The organism is Streptomyces sp. NPDC057136 (assembly GCF_042670885.1).
GTDB lineage: Bacteria > Actinomycetota > Actinomycetes > Streptomycetales > Streptomycetaceae > Streptomyces.
The window spans coordinates 19,392-36,240 of sequence record NZ_JBHUUV010000014.1; the positions used below are offsets into that span (position 1 = coordinate 19,392).

Annotated in this window: 14 protein-coding genes and 2 pseudogenes; 11 read left to right on the plus strand and 5 right to left on the minus strand. The window is 71.0% G+C overall.

Annotated features, from left to right (window positions below; translation table 11 throughout):
• Window positions 1-18: 18 nt before the first annotated feature.
• The 4 genes from ACFT7S_RS18570 to ACFT7S_RS18585 all read left to right on the plus strand — a co-directional run bounded on the left by ACFT7S_RS18570 (window position 19) and on the right by ACFT7S_RS18585 (window position 4,437).
• The gene (locus ACFT7S_RS18570) at window positions 19-1,728 is read left to right on the plus strand and encodes a right-handed parallel beta-helix repeat-containing protein (RefSeq protein WP_382732903.1); all 1,710 of its coding nucleotides are present in this window, start codon (window positions 19-21) and stop codon (window positions 1,726-1,728) included.
• Window positions 1,725-2,132: a hypothetical protein gene (locus ACFT7S_RS18575; protein WP_382732905.1), complete on the plus strand. Its 408-nt coding sequence runs from the start codon at window positions 1,725-1,727 to the stop codon at window positions 2,130-2,132. Before ACFT7S_RS18570 ends, ACFT7S_RS18575 begins: the two co-directional genes overlap by 4 nt.
• 124 nt (window positions 2,133-2,256) lie before the next feature.
• Window positions 2,257-3,153 carry an alpha/beta hydrolase gene (locus ACFT7S_RS18580; protein WP_382732908.1) on the plus strand — a complete coding sequence of 299 codons (897 nt, stop codon included), beginning with the start codon at window positions 2,257-2,259 and terminating at the stop codon, window positions 3,151-3,153.
• 192 nt (window positions 3,154-3,345) lie between these two features.
• Window positions 3,346-4,437 carry a serine hydrolase domain-containing protein gene (locus tag ACFT7S_RS18585; protein WP_382733229.1) on the plus strand — a complete coding sequence of 364 codons (1,092 nt, stop codon included), beginning with the start codon at window positions 3,346-3,348 and terminating at the stop codon, window positions 4,435-4,437.
• 74 nt (window positions 4,438-4,511) lie between these two features.
• Here the strand turns inward: ACFT7S_RS18585 and ACFT7S_RS18590 are convergent, their stop codons facing one another.
• Window positions 4,512-5,393 carry a (2Fe-2S)-binding protein gene (locus ACFT7S_RS18590; protein WP_382732911.1) on the minus strand — a complete coding sequence of 294 codons (882 nt, stop codon included), beginning with the start codon at window positions 5,391-5,393 and terminating at the stop codon, window positions 4,512-4,514.
• 163 nt (window positions 5,394-5,556) lie between these two features.
• Between ACFT7S_RS18590 and ACFT7S_RS18595 the strand changes: the two genes are divergently transcribed.
• The 7 genes and pseudogenes from ACFT7S_RS18595 (at window position 5,557) to ACFT7S_RS18625 (ending at window position 13,022) form a co-directional block, all read left to right on the plus strand.
• Window positions 5,557-5,787, plus strand: coding sequence for a hypothetical protein (locus ACFT7S_RS18595; RefSeq protein WP_382732914.1), 231 nt, complete (start codon window positions 5,557-5,559; stop codon window positions 5,785-5,787).
• A 96-nt stretch (window positions 5,788-5,883) separates the two neighbouring features.
• Window positions 5,884-7,071: an acetyl-CoA carboxylase biotin carboxylase subunit family protein gene (locus ACFT7S_RS18600; protein WP_382732916.1), complete on the plus strand. Its 1,188-nt coding sequence runs from the start codon at window positions 5,884-5,886 to the stop codon at window positions 7,069-7,071.
• A complete protein-coding gene (locus ACFT7S_RS18605; protein ID WP_382732919.1) occupies window positions 7,068-8,873 on the plus strand; it encodes an IucA/IucC family protein in 1,806 nt (601 codons plus the stop codon). The genes ACFT7S_RS18600 and ACFT7S_RS18605 overlap by 4 nt, the downstream gene beginning before the upstream one ends.
• Window positions 8,874-8,879: 6 nt before the next feature.
• Window positions 8,880-9,077 (plus strand): annotated as a pseudogene (locus ACFT7S_RS18610) (hypothetical protein); the annotation flags it as partial.
• 163 nt (window positions 9,078-9,240) lie between these two features.
• A complete protein-coding gene (locus ACFT7S_RS18615) occupies window positions 9,241-11,001 on the plus strand; it encodes an IucA/IucC family protein (protein WP_382732921.1) in 1,761 nt (586 codons plus the stop codon).
• Window positions 10,998-12,200, plus strand: a complete 1,203-nt coding sequence (locus tag ACFT7S_RS18620) for a type III PLP-dependent enzyme (RefSeq protein ID WP_382732924.1) — start codon at window positions 10,998-11,000, stop codon at window positions 12,198-12,200. The genes ACFT7S_RS18615 and ACFT7S_RS18620 overlap by 4 nt, the downstream gene beginning before the upstream one ends.
• Before the next feature lie 24 nt (window positions 12,201-12,224).
• Window positions 12,225-13,022 (plus strand): helix-turn-helix domain-containing protein, encoded by a 798-nt coding sequence (locus ACFT7S_RS18625; protein WP_382732927.1) that lies wholly within the window; start codon window positions 12,225-12,227, stop codon window positions 13,020-13,022.
• On the opposite strand, the gene ACFT7S_RS18630 is transcribed toward ACFT7S_RS18625, so the two are convergent.
• From ACFT7S_RS18630 to ACFT7S_RS18645, 4 genes and pseudogenes are all read right to left on the minus strand, one after another.
• Window positions 13,012-13,425 carry a hypothetical protein gene (locus tag ACFT7S_RS18630; RefSeq protein ID WP_382732930.1) on the minus strand — a complete coding sequence of 138 codons (414 nt, stop codon included), beginning with the start codon at window positions 13,423-13,425 and terminating at the stop codon, window positions 13,012-13,014. The two genes, ACFT7S_RS18625 and ACFT7S_RS18630, sit on opposite strands and share 11 nt — an antisense overlap.
• A gap of 177 nt (window positions 13,426-13,602) precedes the next feature.
• Window positions 13,603-13,686: pseudogene (locus ACFT7S_RS18635) on the minus strand (transcriptional regulator); the annotation flags it as partial.
• A 78-nt stretch (window positions 13,687-13,764) separates the two neighbouring features.
• Entirely contained in the window at window positions 13,765-14,712 is a 948-nt protein-coding gene (locus tag ACFT7S_RS18640; protein ID WP_382732933.1) for an adhesin, read from the minus strand.
• 116 nt (window positions 14,713-14,828) lie between these two features.
• On the minus strand, window positions 14,829-16,700 hold the full coding sequence (locus ACFT7S_RS18645) for an MFS transporter (RefSeq protein ID WP_382732935.1): 1,872 nt from the start codon (window positions 16,698-16,700) through the stop codon (window positions 14,829-14,831).
• Window positions 16,701-16,849 lie beyond the last annotated feature (149 nt).

A 16,849-nucleotide genomic window follows, 5' to 3' on the forward strand; every position in this document is an offset into this window, starting at 1 on the left:
CGCGCGTGGGGGGCGGGAATGGTCGCGAGGTACCTCGTCTCGCCGCACGGCGGTCGTCGCGCTTACCCCGACATCACGTCCGCTCTCGCTGCTGCGGCCGCACGGGGCCGAGCGGCGCTGGTCGAGATCTCGCCCGGTCGCTACGAGGAGTCGCTCACCGTCCAGGGCGAGGTCCAGTTGGTCGCGCTCGGCGATCCGGGCTCCGTGGTGGTGAGCCGGCCTCTCGGTACCGTCCTCGACGCCCACGGGTCGGTTCGTGTTCACGGCCTCGTGCTGATCGGCCGCGACGCCGACGTCGTGGGCTGCCATACGGGAACGCTCGTGCTCGAGCACTCGGAAATCCGGGCGCACAACGGCGTCAGCGTGCACGCGAGGCCGAACACCTCCGTGACGCTGCGGGACAGCGTGATCCTGCATGGCAGAGCCCTCTTCAGCGGGGCGCACGGGCTCGTCGAACGGTGCCGGTTCATCGACGCCACCGACAATGCGGTCGCGGTGATCAAAGGTGCGTACGTCTCGGTCCAGGGCAGTTGGATCGGGGGCAGCATGATCCACGGCGTGCGGGTCAGCGGTGCGCGTGCCCAGGTCAACGGATGCGAGCTGACCGGCACCGGCAAAGCGGCCGTCATCGCGGACTCGCAGGCGGAGCTCACCGTGACCGGCTGCACGATCAACGCTGTGCACGCGGAGGGAATCGCGTTCATCGAGCAGTCGAGAGGCTCCGTGGACGGCACGCGCGTCACCGATGCCCAACACGGGATCGCAGTGGCGAGTGGTGCCGACCCGGTGGTGCGTGGCTGTGTGTTCACCGAGTGCCGCGACACCGGCATCAACGTCCACACCTCGGGCCGTGGCAGGTTCGAGGACTGCGAGGTCTTCGACTCGGGCAACATCGCAGTGTTCTCGACCAACGGCGGCGCTCCTGAGGTTCACGGCTGCCGCATCTCGCGAGGCAACGTCGGCATAGCCGTCACCGACGCCGCCAGGGGCCGTTTCACCCGGGTCGAGATGGCGGACCTGACGAGCGTCGCACTGCGGGTCCACGACGGTGCCAGGGCTGTGTTCGAGCAGGTCCGTGTCGAGCGCTGCCCGTCGCACGTGGAGACCCGGGGTAGCGCCGGTACCACGGCAGACATTGCCGACGCGGTGTTCCGTGATTTCGACATGTCCGCCGTGGAGGTCCTGGGCCAGTCCCGGGTCACGTTGAAAGGTGTGTCGGCGGAGCGCGGAGCGCTGGGCTTCGGCGTCGGCGAGGAGGCTCAGCTGTTCGTGCATGACTGTGACGTCACAGCGGTGAGCTCCGGTGGGGCCATCGGGTTCGGCAAGGGGAGGCTCGTCGCGCGGAACCTCACTGTGACCGGTTCGGAGGGCTTCGGCCTCTGCGGGACGGACTCCGCCCGTCTGGATGTCGTGAACAGCGAGTTCGTCGACTGCGCGACAGCGGGTGCAGGCTTCTACGGCACGTGCAGCGGGCGGCTGGTGGACTGTTCCGTGACCGGAGCGCGGGGTGTGGCCGTACAGGACAACGGCCGCGTCGACCTGGTCTCCCTCCGCACGTCGCTGCCGGTAGTCAAGCTGACCGAAAAGCCGGTCGAGCCTCCGCCGACGATCATCAACAACTACGACGGCCCGGTGTTCAACGGCGACGTCCACGGGGTTCAAGTGGCGTGGAACAACAACAAAGTCATCCAGCAGCAGACCAACAACGAGGACGGTTCCAGCGCATGAACGAGCCGCAGAACGTCAACAACTACGACGGGCCGGTGTTCAACGCCGAGGTCTCCGGCGCCCAGTTCGCCTGGAACAACGACACGGTCGCCCAGAACCAGCAGAACAACAGTGCCGTGGCCCCGGGCTTCGAGAAGCTCGCCGAGCTGGTCACCGACCTGCTGCGGCAACTTCCCCAGGCGGGGCTCGCCGATCAGGACCGTGAGGATGCCGATTCGGCAGCCAGAGAGGTCCTCGCGACGATCAGCCGGCCGGAACCCCCTGAGCCGGGCAGGCTCCGCCGCGCAGTTGCCACGCTCAAGGGAGCGCTGGCCCCCGTCGCGACCGGAGTAGTGGCCGGTACGGCGGTAGGGGCGCAGGAGTGGGCGCGGACGGCGATCGAGGGTCTGACCGGCATCGTCTGATCAGCGGCGGCATCAGCAACTCCTGGGCGCGCCGAGGAAGGGCGCCAATCGGCGCGCGATCCGGGCGCGATACCCGACGGACGGCGGATGATCTCGGCGGGTGGCGGCCAGCAGGATGGCCGACATGGATCCCGAACTCGAAGCCTTCATCCCGTTGTTCCCCCGGGCCGATCTGACCGACCCGGTCACCGACCGCAAGAACTTCGCCGCCCTGGCCACCGCGATGCCACTACCGGACACCACCGGACTGGAAATCGAGAACCGCACGGTGCCCGCCGGTCCGGACGTGGCGGTGCGGATCTATCGCCCGCACCAGGCGCGGGGTGTCATCGTCTGGATGCACGGTGGCGGATACGTCATGGGTGACCTGGACACCGAGCACCCGTGGGCCGCCCGGCTCGCGGAGGGCTCCGGCGCGGTGGTGATCTCGGTGGGCTACCGCCTGGCCCCCGAGCACCGGTTCCCTGCCGCCCTCGACGACGCCTACGCCGTACTGACCTGGACGGCCGAGCACGCCGCCGAGCTCGGCATCGACCCGGAACGGATCGCGGTCGGAGGTCACAGTGCCGGCGGGGGCATCGCGGCCGCGGTTGCCTTGCGGGCGCGCGATGAGCAGGGGCCGCCGATCAGCTTCCAGCTGCTCAACCAGCCTCAGCTCGACGACCGGCAGGAGACCTGGTCGGCGCGGAACTTCACGGACACGCCCTGGATGACTCGCGACAAGCTCACCGCATCGTGGGGGCACTACCTGGGCGCCACGCCCGCCACGCCGTACGCCGCACCGGCACGGGCCGCCGACCTGTCCGGCCTGCCGCCCGCCTACATCTCCACCGCGGAGTTCTGTCCCAACCGCGACGAGGACATCACGTACGCGCTGCGCCTGCTCCAGGCGGGCGTATCGGTCGAACTGCACCAGTGGCCCGGCACGTTCCACGGATCGCAGGCGATCCTGTCCGCCGAGGTGTCGCAGCACCAGATCGCCGAACTCGGCGCGGCCCTGCACTGCGCTCTGGCCGGGTGAACCGTCGATGTCGAAGAGCACGGGAGGACGGGCGTCATGAAGATCCGACTGATCGTTTGTGGAAGCGTGGCCGCTCTCAGCATGAGTATGGGCATGGCAACGGGAGTTCCCGCACCCAACGAAACAAGAGCCGTGCCCGCCGGCAGCACGAGCCCCTCGACCGGCATCGATCCCGCGGAGCTGAAGTCCGCCATGGACGGTGTCCACCGCGCGGGGATGCCGGGTGTGTACGCCGAGGTGCGCGATGCCGGCCAGGTGTGGCGCGGTGCGTCCGGGGTCGCCGATGTCAGGACCGGCCGTCCCGTCAGGCCCGACATGCGGCAGCGTGTCGGCAGTATCACCAAGACCTTCGTCGCCGCCGCCGTGCTGCAGCAGGTCGAGCAGGGCCGCATCCGGCTCGACGCGCCGATCGGCGGCTACCTGCCGCGGCTGGTGCCGGGAGAGCGCGGGAAAAAGATCACGGTCCGGATGCTGCTCAACCACACCAGCGGCCTTCCCGAGTACCTCCCCTACGCATTCCCGTCGCTCAAGGAGTGGCCTTCTCTGCCGGATCTGTCGCCCAAGAGTCTGGACGACAACCGGTTCAAGCAGTTTCGCCCGGCGGAGCTGATCGAGATGGGGGTGAATGCGCCTGCCGCCGGTGAGCCGGGAAGCACTCCGGGGGTGTACTCCAACACCAATTACCTGCTCCTCGGCCAACTCCTGGAGCGGGTGACCGGCACCACGGCAGAGAACTACATCACCCGGAATGTCATTGAGCGCGCCGGGCTCCAGCACACCGAGTTCCCGGCCGGTCCGCGTATCAACGGGCCGCACTCGCGGATGTACGAGGGGCTGTTCGGGTTGATCGACCCGCCTCGCGACTACAGCGTCTACAACATGTCCTGGGTGATGACAGGGGCCGGCCTGGTCTCGACCACTGAGGATCTCAACCGTTTCTACGACACGCTGCTCGGCGGCAAGATCGTCAACCGGTCGTCGCTGGCGCAGATGCAGCGCACGGTCCCGGTCATCAACCTCGAAGGGCAGCAGATCGACTACGGCCTCGGTCTGCACACGGTCACGATCCCGGGGTGCGGCACCTTCTGGGGCCACGACGGATCGACCTGGGGAGCCCTGACGATGTCCTGGACCCGCGCCGACGGCAAGCGGCAGATGTCCCTCGCGATGAACCTCGCGAGGTGGAACAAGCTGGACTCCTCCGGGAACCCGCAGCACCACCCCATCGACGACGCGCTGGCGGCCCTCTACCAGCAGGCGATGTGCGGCAACCCGGTGGGCTGATTCCTCACGGTCGCGTTTGCGGATGCTGCGTAGCGCGATTCGCTACGCAGCATCCGCAATCGGGCACGCCGCCCTTACGGGAGCGGGAGCGGCGCCGGGCCCGGGTCACCCTCCAGTCGGCGGAGGCGTTCCTTGTCGCAGGTGCGGGGGCACGTGATGCAGGCCTCCGTGGGGCGGATCGTGTAGTAGAGGCAGCAGCCGAGCCGGGTGCGCGTCGGGTGTTGTGTTCCGTCTCGGGTGGTCAGGTGGCGGAAAGCGGCGCCGGCCGGGAACGGGGCGAGGGGGCCGGGCAGGAGCGCCTCGGTTGCCCTCAGGGCCTCTTCCTCCTCGCCGAGCATGCGGCCGAGGTACCAGATGGCGGAGACCAGGTCGTCGCCGACCATGCCCCACAAGGCCCTGGGGCCACGGCGCAGTTGTGGGGCGATCGCGGTCAGCAGGGGGCCGACGTGGTCGGCGACCGCCGTGCGGAGTTCGGTGCGCAGGTCCTCCTCGTCCGCCAGGACCCGGGTGCCGGGGAGTCCCGCGGCCGGGTCATCGGGGAGGCAGGCGAACGTGCCGGGAGTGATGTGCAACACGCCCGTGGCCAGGTCGATTTGTACGTCGTCGGGGTGGACGCGTGGCACTCGGCGGTCCAGGTGCCAGGCGCCGCCCATCAGCAGGCAGACCGACCAGAGGTAGTCGTGCAGGGCGCGGGACGCGGCCACGTGGGGGCGGGGGGTGTGGTCGTGGCGGGTGCGGATGCGCGCCGACTCCGCCTCGACGAAGGCGGCCAGGCGGGGCGGAGAAGTCGCCAAATCAGTGACCGTCGGCCCGAGTTGGGGGGTTGTCGTGCCTGGTGGGGTGAGGGATACCCGTAGCGTCTCGCAGTGCGCGACGAGGCGCATATAGGTCGCGGCGAGAGGGGTCGCACTCCGCGCGGCGGGGCCGGTCGGTGGGGCGGCCGGGGCCACGGTCATCGGCACTCCTTGGACGACAACACACGGTCTTCGACGGGAAGGTAAGGCTCACCTTATCCATGATTGCGCTGCTCGTGACCACACCGCGCGGCGACGCCGTCACGAAGTCGAGCCCCACAGCTGATTGACGGCATTAGGGTTGCCTAACCTAAAATCTCCTCACGTGTCCAAGAAAGAGCAGGCCGCCCTTTCGGGCCCGTCACTACTGCGGATTCCTCTACTCCTCGCCGGGGCAGGGGCGTTGGCGGTCTGTGTCGCGCTGAGCCTCGCCATGGGGTCACGCTCGATACCGCTGCCCACTGTTCTGGACGCGCTCTTCAGCGACGCCCACGGACGCGACGCCATGCTCGCCGATGTGGCGAAGGCCGTCGGCGTCGAGCTGCCGAAGCAGTAGCACCCGCCGTCACCACCGGGGCGGGCCGACGGGCGCACTGCCGACCCGCCCCCGTCGTCTCCCGCGCCCTCCTCGTCCTCCCGGAAGTGGTCCCCCATGCGGATGTACGTTCTCGCTCTCAACCCCACCGACTCGGTCACCGAGGGCTTCCTCCCCGCGGCCCGCAGGCTCGGCCTCGGTATCACCCTGCTCACCGACCGGCCCGAGCCCCATCTGCTCGCCCACCCGGACATCGAGACGCTCCCGTGCGACGTACGCGACTTCCGTGCCGTCATCACCCGGATCGCGACGCACCACGAACCCGCCGCCGTCTTCACCAACAGCGACCACCTCCAGACCCAGTCCGCCCTGGCCGCCGACTACTTCGGCCTGCCGGGCAAGAGCTGGCACGCCACGCTGCGCGCCAAGGACAAGGCGCAGATGCGCCGCCACCTCGCCGCCGCCGGAGCCGACGCCGTGTGGTCGGCCGAGCTGCCCGCGGGCGAGCCCGCCGGTGCCCTGGCCGCCGGTGCCCCGTACCCCTGCGTGGTCAAACCGCGGGAGGGCGTGGCCAGCGAGGACGTGGTGCTCGTCACCGGCCCCGAGGAACTGGCGCTGCACTGCAAGGAGATACAGGCGCGGCGGCCGGACGCGGCGCTGGTCGTCGAGGAGTATCTCGCCGGGGAGCTGTACACCCTGGAGACGCTGGGCGACGGGCACATACGCCATGTCCTGGGCGGTTTCCACACCGAGCTGTCCGCGCCCCCGCATTTCATCGAGGAGCGCATGCGGTTCGTACCCTCGCATCCGCAGGCCGTCCTCCAGCAGGTACTGGCCCAACTGGACGCCCTCGGCGTCGGGTTCGGCGCCTGTCACACCGAGTTCGTGGTGCAGGCGGGGCGGGCCAGGATCATCGAGGTCAACTACCGGGCGATCGGCGACCAGTGCGATCTGCTGCTGGAACAGCTGCTCGGCATCCCGCTCTTCGAGCACATCCTGCGTACGCACCTGGGTGAGCCGCTGCCCGCCGGCCTCGGTGCCCGTACCGACGGCTGCGCCCGGATCGACTACCCGTGCGCCGAGCGCGGCGGCACGCTCACGGCGGCGCCCGACGCGGCGGACCTGCGGGTCGACGGAGTCGGGCTGACGTACCGGCCGCTGCGCAGCACCGGGGAACGGCACGAGCTGTACCGCACCAACCGCGATTACCTCGGGGTCGTCCGTGCCACCGGCACCGACCAGAGAGCCGTGGACCGGGTCGTGGCGGACTTCCTCGCCGCGCGGCGCTGGGAGATCACGCCATGACGGCCCCCGTCACCACGGAACACAGCACCACTGAGCACGGCACCACTGAGCACGGCAGCGCCGAGGGCAAGCTCGTCGTGCGGGTGCTGAGCGCGCTGCTGCGCGAGGACGTGGTCGGCCTCCGGACCCGCAGCACCGTCGTGGAGCGGCCGGACGGCCGCTGGCTGCGCCTGCCGGTGGGAGCCGCGGACGGTGCTCCTGGCGACGACGACGCACTGTTGCTGCCCGTCGGCGACGACGGCTACCAGTGCGAGCTGGCCGCACGGCTCCCGCTGCTCCAACGGGAGTCCGACGGGGCTCGGTTCCTGACGTGCGATGCGATCCTCGCCACGCTCGCGCAGCTCGCCGACCCCACCGACCGGGCCGGATTCGACGCCTTCGCCGAGGAGTGCCGCCAGACCCTCGTCACGGTGCGACTGCACGACGCGACCCGCGACGAGGCCGCCACCGGGCTCACCGGCCGCTACGGCAGCAGCCCGGCCGCATGGACGGGACTGGCCGGCGGCCTGGCCCATGACACGCTCGCGGCCCGCCTCGACCACCCCGTCTACCCGACCGGCCGCGGCCGCTTGGGGCTCACCGACGACCAACTTCGCCTGTACGCACCCGAGTTCCACCCGACACTGGCTCTGCGGACGCTCGCCCTGCCCCGGGATGCCGTCACCGTGCAGGGACCGGACACCTGGCTGTCGCCCTCGGCGGCCGGGCTGCCCGAGCTCGAAGGCACCCATCTCGCCCTCCCCGTACACCCGTTGACCTTCGGCGCCCCGCTGATGGAGGCGCTGCGCGCCACCGGGCTCGAAGGGCGGGCGGTCCTGGCCGAACGGGCGCACCCGGAGGTCGTACCCACGCTGTCGATGCGCACCGTGGCCCTCACATCCGATCCCGCCCTGCACCTCAAACTGCCGCTGGCCACCGCCACCCTGGGCCTGCGCAACCGGCGCACCATCAAGCCGGGCACGCTGGTCGACGGCGCCGCAGGCCAGCGGCTGATCGAGACGGTGATCGCCCGCGAGCCCCGCTTCCGCGAAACGATCCTGCACGCCGACGAGACGCGTTACGCGCACGCCGGGCACGAGCTGCTCGCCGTCCTTTGCCGCCGCTACCCGGCCGGACTCGACAACGCCGTCGTCCTGCCCATGGCCGCGCTGCTGAGCCGGGCCCCCGACGGCCGGCTGCTCTGCGACCACCTCGCCGAGCGCTTCTACGGAGGCCGGACGACCACCCTCCTCGACGCCGTCCTCACCCTGCTCTTCGACTGGCAGACCACCCTCTTCGGGTACGGCATCGCCCTGGAGTCCCACCAGCAGAACATCTCCCTGGTGCTGGACGAGCACGCACACCGCCCCCGCCTGCGGCTGCTGCTCAAGGACAACGACGGCCCGCGCATCAACACGGCCCGGATGCGCAGCGCGCTCGGCCAACAGGCTCCCGATCCGGCCGAGTTCGACGACGCGAGGATCTTCGGCGACAGCGACGGCCCGGTCGTCGACCTGTTCACCACCATCACCGTCCACCTGTGCGCGGGCGCGTACGCCTTCGGGCTCGCCCGGCACGGCCGCGCCCCGCTCGACGTGCTCCTGCGACTCGTACGCGACCGGCTGGGCGAGGCTGTCGCGCGCCTCGGGACCGGGCCGGGCGAGCCCGGGAACGTACTGCGCCGGCAGGTGCTGGACGCGGCGCGGCTGCCGGTCAAGGCGATGGTGAGCGCCGGGACCCTGCTCACCAAGGAGCGCTCGGGCGCGGCCGACATCAACAAGCACTACACGACAGGACCCAACTACCTGCTGCCTGGGGTGTGAGCCGAGATGACGTCCGGAATCGGGACGACGACTACAGGGCCTGCGGACACCAGGCCGGAGTTCGGCCGCCGCCAGGTGCGTGCCGTGGCCGCCTGCTACTTCGTGGCGTCGTTCGCCGCACTGGGTCTGCCCCCGTACCTCACCGTGATCCTTCCCGAGCTCGGCGACGCCACCGCACGCTGGGCCGGGCTGCTCTACATCGTCCGCCGCCGGTGTCGCCGCCGCAGCCGGCAACAGCCGCGTTCGGACCGGCCGCACCCCTGCTCATCGGTACCGCCGTGGCCGTGGGAGCGGTGCTGACCGCTGCCCTCCCCGTCCTGGCCCGTCGCTCGCACCGCATCCACACCCGCACCCGCTGGAGCCGTTGATGTCACTGCCCACCGGCACCGCCCGCGCACACCCCCCGACGCCGACGGCACTGCCCGACGCCGACCGGGCCGTGGCGCACACCCTGCTGAACTGTCTGCTCCGCGAAGTGTCGGGACCCGAGCACCAGACGGCCGTCGTCGAAGGCCACCTGCTGCTGCGGCTGCCCCGGCGCGGTGTGCTGCTCCGCGTGGCCCTGCGCCGTACCTCGCTCCTGGGCGCCCACCGCTTCAGGGGCCCGGTCACCGAACAGCACGAAGGCGGCTGGAGGGAGGTGGACTGGCTCCGCCTCGCCGAGTACACCCACGCCGAACTCTCGCTCCGTACCGGTGTGGCCAACGACGAGTTCCTGGCCCAGGTCCGCTCCAGCCACGAGGGAGTCTCGGCCGCCCTCGCCGCGCCCCGGAACGCCCCTGCCCCCGCGAACGGCCCCCTCGCCACGTATCTGGCGTCGGAACAGTCCCTCCTGTTCGGCCACCGCTTCCACCCCACCCCCAAGGCCCGCAGCGGCGACCCGGCCGCCTGGTCCTCGTACGCCCCCGAGGCCGCCGCTTCCTTCCCGCTGCGGATGCTCGCCGTACGGGACCATCTGATCGCCGAGGAATCCACCGGCGCCGGGGCCACCGGAGCGCTCGACCGGCTCCACCCGGTGCCCGAGGGCTACCGCCTGCTGCCCGTGCACCCGTGGCAGTACGAGCTGCTGCACGAGCACCCCGCGCTCCGGGAACGCCTCGACGGGGGCGACATCCTCGACCTCGGTCCCGGCCTGGACCCGTTCACGGCGACAGCCTCCGTACGGACGCTGTACAACGGCGACACCTTCCTCAAGTTCAGCCTCAACATCCGCATCACCAACTGCCTGCGCAAGAACTCCAGTTACGAGCTCTCCGGCGCCGTGGCCCTGACGCGTGTCCTGGCACCGGCACTCGCCGACCTGGCCACCCGCTTCCCCGGCAGCGCCATGCTCCGTGAGCCCGCGTACCGCAGCCTGGCGGTGCCGGGACCGGACGGACGGCCCGATCTCGGGCTCCTGGAGGGCTTCGGCGTGATCGTCCGCGAGGGGCTGGCGGAGCGGCTGCTGCCCGGTACGACTCCGCTGCTCGCGGGCGCCGTCGCCGACGAGTTCCCCACCGGGCCCGGCCATATCTCCCGGCTGCTGGACGGCGGGGGCCCGCAGGCCGCACTCGGCTGGTGGTCGGCCTACCTCAAACTGCTCGTACCGCCCGTCCTCGCCGCGTACTTCGACCACGGCCTCGTACTGGAGCCGCACCTGCAGAACGTCCTCGTCTGCGTCGACGGCGACGGACTGCCCGTCCAGGTCCTCTTCCGTGACCTGGAGGGCACCAAGCTCGTCCCCGAATTCCACGCGGGAACGCTCGCCTCGCTCCCGCCGGAGGTCGCTGACCCGCTCACGTACGACGCGCAGCGCGGCTGGGACCGCGTCGTCTACTGCCTGCTGGTCAACCACGTCTCCGAGACGCTCGCCGCCCTCGCCGACCTCCACCCGCAGACCGAGACCGCGCTGTGGGCGCAGGTGCGCGCCACGCTCCGGGAGTACGCGGACGAGCACGGCTGCCCGCCCCGCCTGAGCGCCCTGCTGGCCGGTGTACCCCTGCCCGCCAAGGCCAATCTGCTCACCCGCTGGGGACGCAAGGCCGACCGCGAGGCCGCCTATGTCCGCCTCCCCTCCCCCCTCGCCGCGGAGCTGCTCTCCGGAGCGACCCGGCCCGACTGCCTCACCGCCCCCTGGAGTGACCGATGACGCCCCCGACCCCCATGGTGCGCGAACGCGCCCTGGCCCTTGCCCCCGACGAGCTGCCCGCCTACCTCTACGACCTGTCGGCCCTGCGCGCCCACGCCGCGGCGGTACGGGCGGCCCTGCCCGAGCGCGTCGAGCTGTACTACGCGGCGAAGGCCAACCCGGAGCCGGAGGTCCTGGTGGCCCTCAGGCCGTATGTGGACGGTTACGAGGTCTCCTCCGGCGGCGAGCTGGCCCATGTCGGCGAGGTCGTTCCCGGCCGTCCGCTGGCCTTCGGCGGACCCGGCAAGACACCGGCGGAGATCGCCGCGGCCCTGGATCTCGGTGTGGAGCGCTTCCACGTGGAGAGCGAGCACGAGCTGCACCTGCTGGCGCACCTCGCGGAGCTGCGGGCCCCGGACGCCCGTATCGCGGTCCTCCTGCGCTTCAACCTGCCGCTGGCTGCAGGCACGCTGGAAGGCAGCTCGCTGGCCATGGGCGGCCGCCCGACCCCCTTCGGCTTCGACCCAGACCAGGCGGACACGGCCGTCCGCCTGCTCACCGACGGCACCTGTCCGAACCTCGAACTGCGCGGCGTGCACGCCCACTTGGCGAGCGGTCTCGACGCACCCGAGCAGCTCGCAGTCGCCGAGTCCATCGTCACCTGGGCGCTCGCACTGGCCGGTCGCCACGGCATCCCCCTGCCCGAGGTGAACATCGGCGGCGGCATGAACGTCGACTACACCCGGCCGGGCGCCCGCTACGACTGGGCCGCGTACGGCAAGGGCCTCGGCGCCCTCACCGACGCCCACCCCGGCCTGCTGCTGCGGATCGAGCCGGGCCGGGCCCTCACCGCGTACTGCGGCTGGTACGCCACCGAGGTACTGGACGTGAAGCAGAGCCACGGCGAGGAGTTCGCGGTCGTACGCGGTGGCACCCACCATCTGCGCACCCCGGCGGCCAAGAGCCACGACCAGCCGTGCGCCGTCCTCCCGGTGAACGACTGGCCCCACCCCTGGCCGCGCCCCGAGGCACGGCAGGACACCGTGACGCTGACCGGCCAGCTCTGCACCCCGAAGGACGTGCTGTCCCGCTCCGTTCCCGCACCGGGGCTCCGGGCGGGCGACCGGGTGGCGTTCGCCCTGACCGGCGCGTATGCCTGGAACATCTCGCACCACGACTTCCTGATGCACCCGCGGCCCGGCTTCCACTTCCTGGAGTAGAAACCAGGAGGTTACGGTGGCCCCATGACCACAACTGTCGCGGTGGATACGGGAGTAGGACCCCTGCTGCGCGGCTGGCGTGAGCGCCGCCGCCTCAGCCAACTGGAGCTCGCGCTGCGCGCGGACTCCTCGGCCCGGCACATCAGCTTCGTCGAGACGGGCCGCTCGCGCCCCAGCCAGGACATGATCCTGCGGCTGGCCGAGCACCTGGACATCCCGGTGCGGGAGCGCAACTCCCTGCTGCTGGCCGCCGGTTACGCACCCACGTACCCGGAGACCCCGCTCGACGACCCGGCGCTGGACACCCTGCGCGCCGGCCTGCTGCAACTGCTCACCGGATACGAGCCGTACCCGGCGTTCGTGGTCGACGCGACCTACAACGTGGTCGCAGCCAACAACGGCATGACGATGATCCTTGAGGGCGTGCCGGAGCGGCTGCTCGCTCCCCCGCTCAACGTGATGCGCCTGTCCCTCCATCCGGAGGGCCTGGCGCCGAGGATTCGCAATCTGCGGGAGTGGCGGGGCCACCTCCTCGCCCAGATGGAACGGCAGATCGCCCTGGTCCGCTCGGACGCGCTGCGCGAGTTGTACGAGGAGGTGTCGGCGTATCCGGTGCGGGACGCGGGCGTGGAGCCGGCCGAGCCGGTCCCGCACTTCGCGCTGCCGCTCCAGATCGACCACGACGGCCGGGCGCTGTCGTTCATCTCGTCGATCTCGACCTTCAACACACCCATGGATGTGACGGTGGCCGAGCTCGCCATCGAGACCTTCCTGCCTGCGGACCAGGCGACGGCCACCTACCTCCGCTCGCTCAGCGCTTGAGACGCAGCGCGCCGAACTGCAGGGCGGCGAAGCCACCCACGGTGCCGGCCTGCATCAGCCCCCACACCGCACCGGCGGTGGTCGGCGTGAGCCAGAGGGCGAGTGCGGCGATGCTCGCCACCACCCAGACGATGTTCGTGTCGATCACGAGACGGGTGAGGAAGGCGGAGGGCTCGCGCCGGGAGGCGAGCCAGCCGACGTCGGCGGCGAACGCCAGGAGGAAGACGCCGAGCCAGAGGAGCAGCGTCGAGTCGACGCCCAGCAGGCGGCCGAGCGGCCCGGACGCGGCCACGTAGGCGAGACCGTTGGCCCCGGTGACCACGGCGTCGAAGGCGAGGAACCGACGGAGCATGGTGAGCGGCTCGGCGGTGCGGGCGACGGCGGAAAGGGTGGTCACGGACATCGGGAATCAGCCTCCATCGGGGACGTACACGCTGGTCGGGGGCCGAATCCCGAGGCGGGGTAAGCCGCCTCGGAACCCGGTGCGACCACCATGCCGCTCGCCGGGAGACGGGTCGATTACCCCGGAGGTAATGCACCGTTGGCCCACGTCGACCAGCGTCGGCCTCCCCGCTCCCTCGTCCTCCCCGTCCTCCTCCGCTTCCCACCGCAGCAGGTCTCCCGGCTGCCAGTCGAGCACCTCGCAGAGCGCGGCCGGCGTCGCGGCACCATCACCGCCTCCACGAACACCGAACCGGCGAACTCCCCGGCCACCACGCCAACCTTCGGCGAGTTGCACGGCTCAGCGACAGGAGACCTTCAGCTGGGCGGCTGCGTGATGCGCGCCGGCCAGTTCCTCGTCGCCCCAGTCGCGGCCCCGGTCGATCAACTGCACGGCAAAAACGGCGCCCTTGACCGGGAAGCTCTTCACGTCGACCGGGGTGCCGCGGTGCTCCGGCTGGCGCACCCCGAAGCCCGTATACGCGGAGTCCGGGTCGTCCGGGTCGGAGAGCACCCGGTAGAAGGTGGGGTCGCCCGCCACATCGCGGTCCCGGTCGCTGCTCGGGACGAAGACGGTGAGCGCGCACTCCCGGAAGCCCTTGCCGAGGTGCCAGGACCACACGGCGGTGTTGCCCCGGTCCTCGGTGGGGCTGCCTGACATCGGAACGGCGCTGAACCGCCCGTCGCACGAACTGCCCGTGAATCCACCGGAGTCGACGGTGTACCAGCCCGCGTCCCCGTTCTCGAAGCGCCCGTGTTCGCGGTACTCGCCCGTAGAGCAGCCGGGGCCCGCCCACGCCGTATAGCGGTAACGGGGCCTGTCCGGTGGTGACTTCGCCGTACTGGACGGAGTGGCGCCCGCGTCCGGCTTCCCCGACGGGCTCGCGGAGCCGGCGGGCGGCGTCCGCGGGACCTCGGTGCCCGGGCTGATCAGGCTCGGGGCCCCGCCCACCGGATCGGGCAGGGCGTCGGCACGGCCCACCGAGCCCGGGCGGCCTCCACGAAACCCGTCGCCGTCCGTCGACACGAGGAAGGAGACGACGGTGACCAGACCGCCGGCCGCCACCACGACGCCCGCCGCCAGCAGCGCCTTGCGCCGCCCCGGCAGGGTGGATATCCGGCCGGTCAGTGTCTCGCGCGCGATCCACGAACCGTCCCCGGCCGCCGACCGGGCCACGGAGCCGCAGCCGGGACAGACCATCCCCGGCAACGCGCCCCGCCGTTCACCACCGCAATGTTGGCACCTCATGGCAGCACACCTTGCCAGGGGCGCAGGCCCGGAGGGAGGCATCGCGCACGATTTACTTGCCCGATCGTCATCGCACCGGCCGGACGGCCGAGCTCACCGCACGTGGCGAGTGGCTGTCAGTCCAGTTCCTCGGGGCACGGGGTACCGGGCGGCAACTGGTACGGGGCAGCGAGCCGGTACACGCCCGGCCGGGGTGCGAGCAGTTCGGTCCACTCGTCGCCCTCGGGGTCCTCGTCCACCTTGATCAGGCAGCCGTGCAGATTCTCGAAGGACTTCTCGGCATCCCCGTCCTCCTCCGAACGGCGCTTGGACTCCTCGGTCTCCTGCGGCCGCTCCACGCTCTTGCCCTTGTCGTCGACGACGGCCAGCCAGCGCGAGTACGGAATCCGGATCAGCACCCGGCCCGCTTCCTGCACCCGGATGGTCAGCTTGTCGGGCCCCGCCCGCTCCACCGTCGCGGGCGAATCGGCCATCGGCACCGGGTCGAGGACGCGGTAGAGCGTCCAGTTGGCGTCGCCCCAGATCTCCTGCAGATACGGCTGGCCCTCCGCGACCAGCGCCGCTTCCTGCACCGCCCCGCTGGAGTCCGGTGCGCCCTCGGGCAGCACGACGTAGTGCACGGCCCAGCGATCCAGCCACTGCCGGTAGTTCACGGCGTTCAACGTGTCGTCGTAGAAGAGCGGATTGCGCTTCATATCGGCCTGCCGGTTCCAGCCGCGGGCCAGATTGACGTACGAAGGGAACGCGGACGCCTCCCGGTGGCTGCTCGCCGGCACCACTTCCACCCGGCCGCGTTCGGCCCCCACCCGCTGGAGCTGATTGACCAGCGGGGCGAGTTCCCGGGTCCAGGAGGCGGTCGGGGCGGTACGGACGATGTCGTCGACGCCCTTGAAGCCGATCCAGAAGTTCAGCCCGGCGAAGGCCAGGACCAGGGCGTACCAGCGGCGGCTGCGCGGCACCGTGTACGGCAACGCGGCGAGCAGCACGACTCCGGCGAAGAGCATCGCCATGCGCGACACGTTCGAGCCGATCTGCGAATCGACCACGTACGTCAGCAGGGTCCCCACGCCGTACACGGCGGCGGCGGTGCGGACCGAGCTCCAGTCCTTCGGCACCAGCACGAAGACGAGAAGCGCGAAGAGGAACGGCAGCGACAGGGTCCCGAGCGACATCGGCTGCGTACCGGAGAACGGGAACAGCCACGAGGACAGCGCCACCACGGCGACCGGCGCGAGACCCAGTGCGTACGCGCCGGGGCGCCGCTTGTTCAGGAACAGGGCGGCCGCGACCACTCCGAGGAACAGCCCGGCGACCGGGCTGCCCGCGGTCGCGAGTCCGGCCAGGGGCGCGGCGACGGCCGCCTTCGCCCAGCGTTTGTACCGCCAGCGGTGCGGCCAGCAGAAGACGGCGGCGACCGCTCCCAGCGCGAACATCATGCCGAGACCGAACGTCACCCGCCCCGAGAGGGCGTTGCACAGATACGCGAAGGCTCCGGCGAGCGAGCACGCGAGGGGGTTACGGACGGCCCGCACCCGCACGAGGATCAGCGCGGTGAGCCCCGCCGACACCGTGCCGACGATCATCATCGTCGTACGGACGCCGAGGACGGACATCAGATACGGCGACACCACGCTGTACGAGACGGGGTGCATGCCCCCGTACCAGGCGAGGTTGTACGCGGTTCCCGGATGCCGGCCGACGAATTCGGCCCAGGCGTCCTGGGCCGCGATGTCGCCGCCACTGTTCGCGAAGAAGAAGAACCACAGGACGTGGGTGACCGCGGCGGCTGCTGTCGCCAGGGTCACGGGGTGCCGGAGCAGGCGCTGCCGGCGGCTCCGGGTCGGCGGGGTGGCTACGGATTCGGGGGTGCGCGGGGCAGGCAGCGGTATTCGCGTGCTGCCGCTGCTGCTCGCACCGCTTCCGCCGGCACCGTTCTTTCCGGTGACTCGGTCCGTCGCACGGCCGGGTCTCGGCTCCGCGGTGGTCACTACGGCTGTCTCCCCGTCCTCCGCCGGCCCGTACTTCCTCAAGGACGCCGTCCCGGGGCCTCAAGTTGCCTGGGGACGCTAGCACGTGCCCCATCAGGAAGGAGGCGCCGATGGCGGCGCCTCCTTCTTCGCGTCGTGCGCGTCAGCTG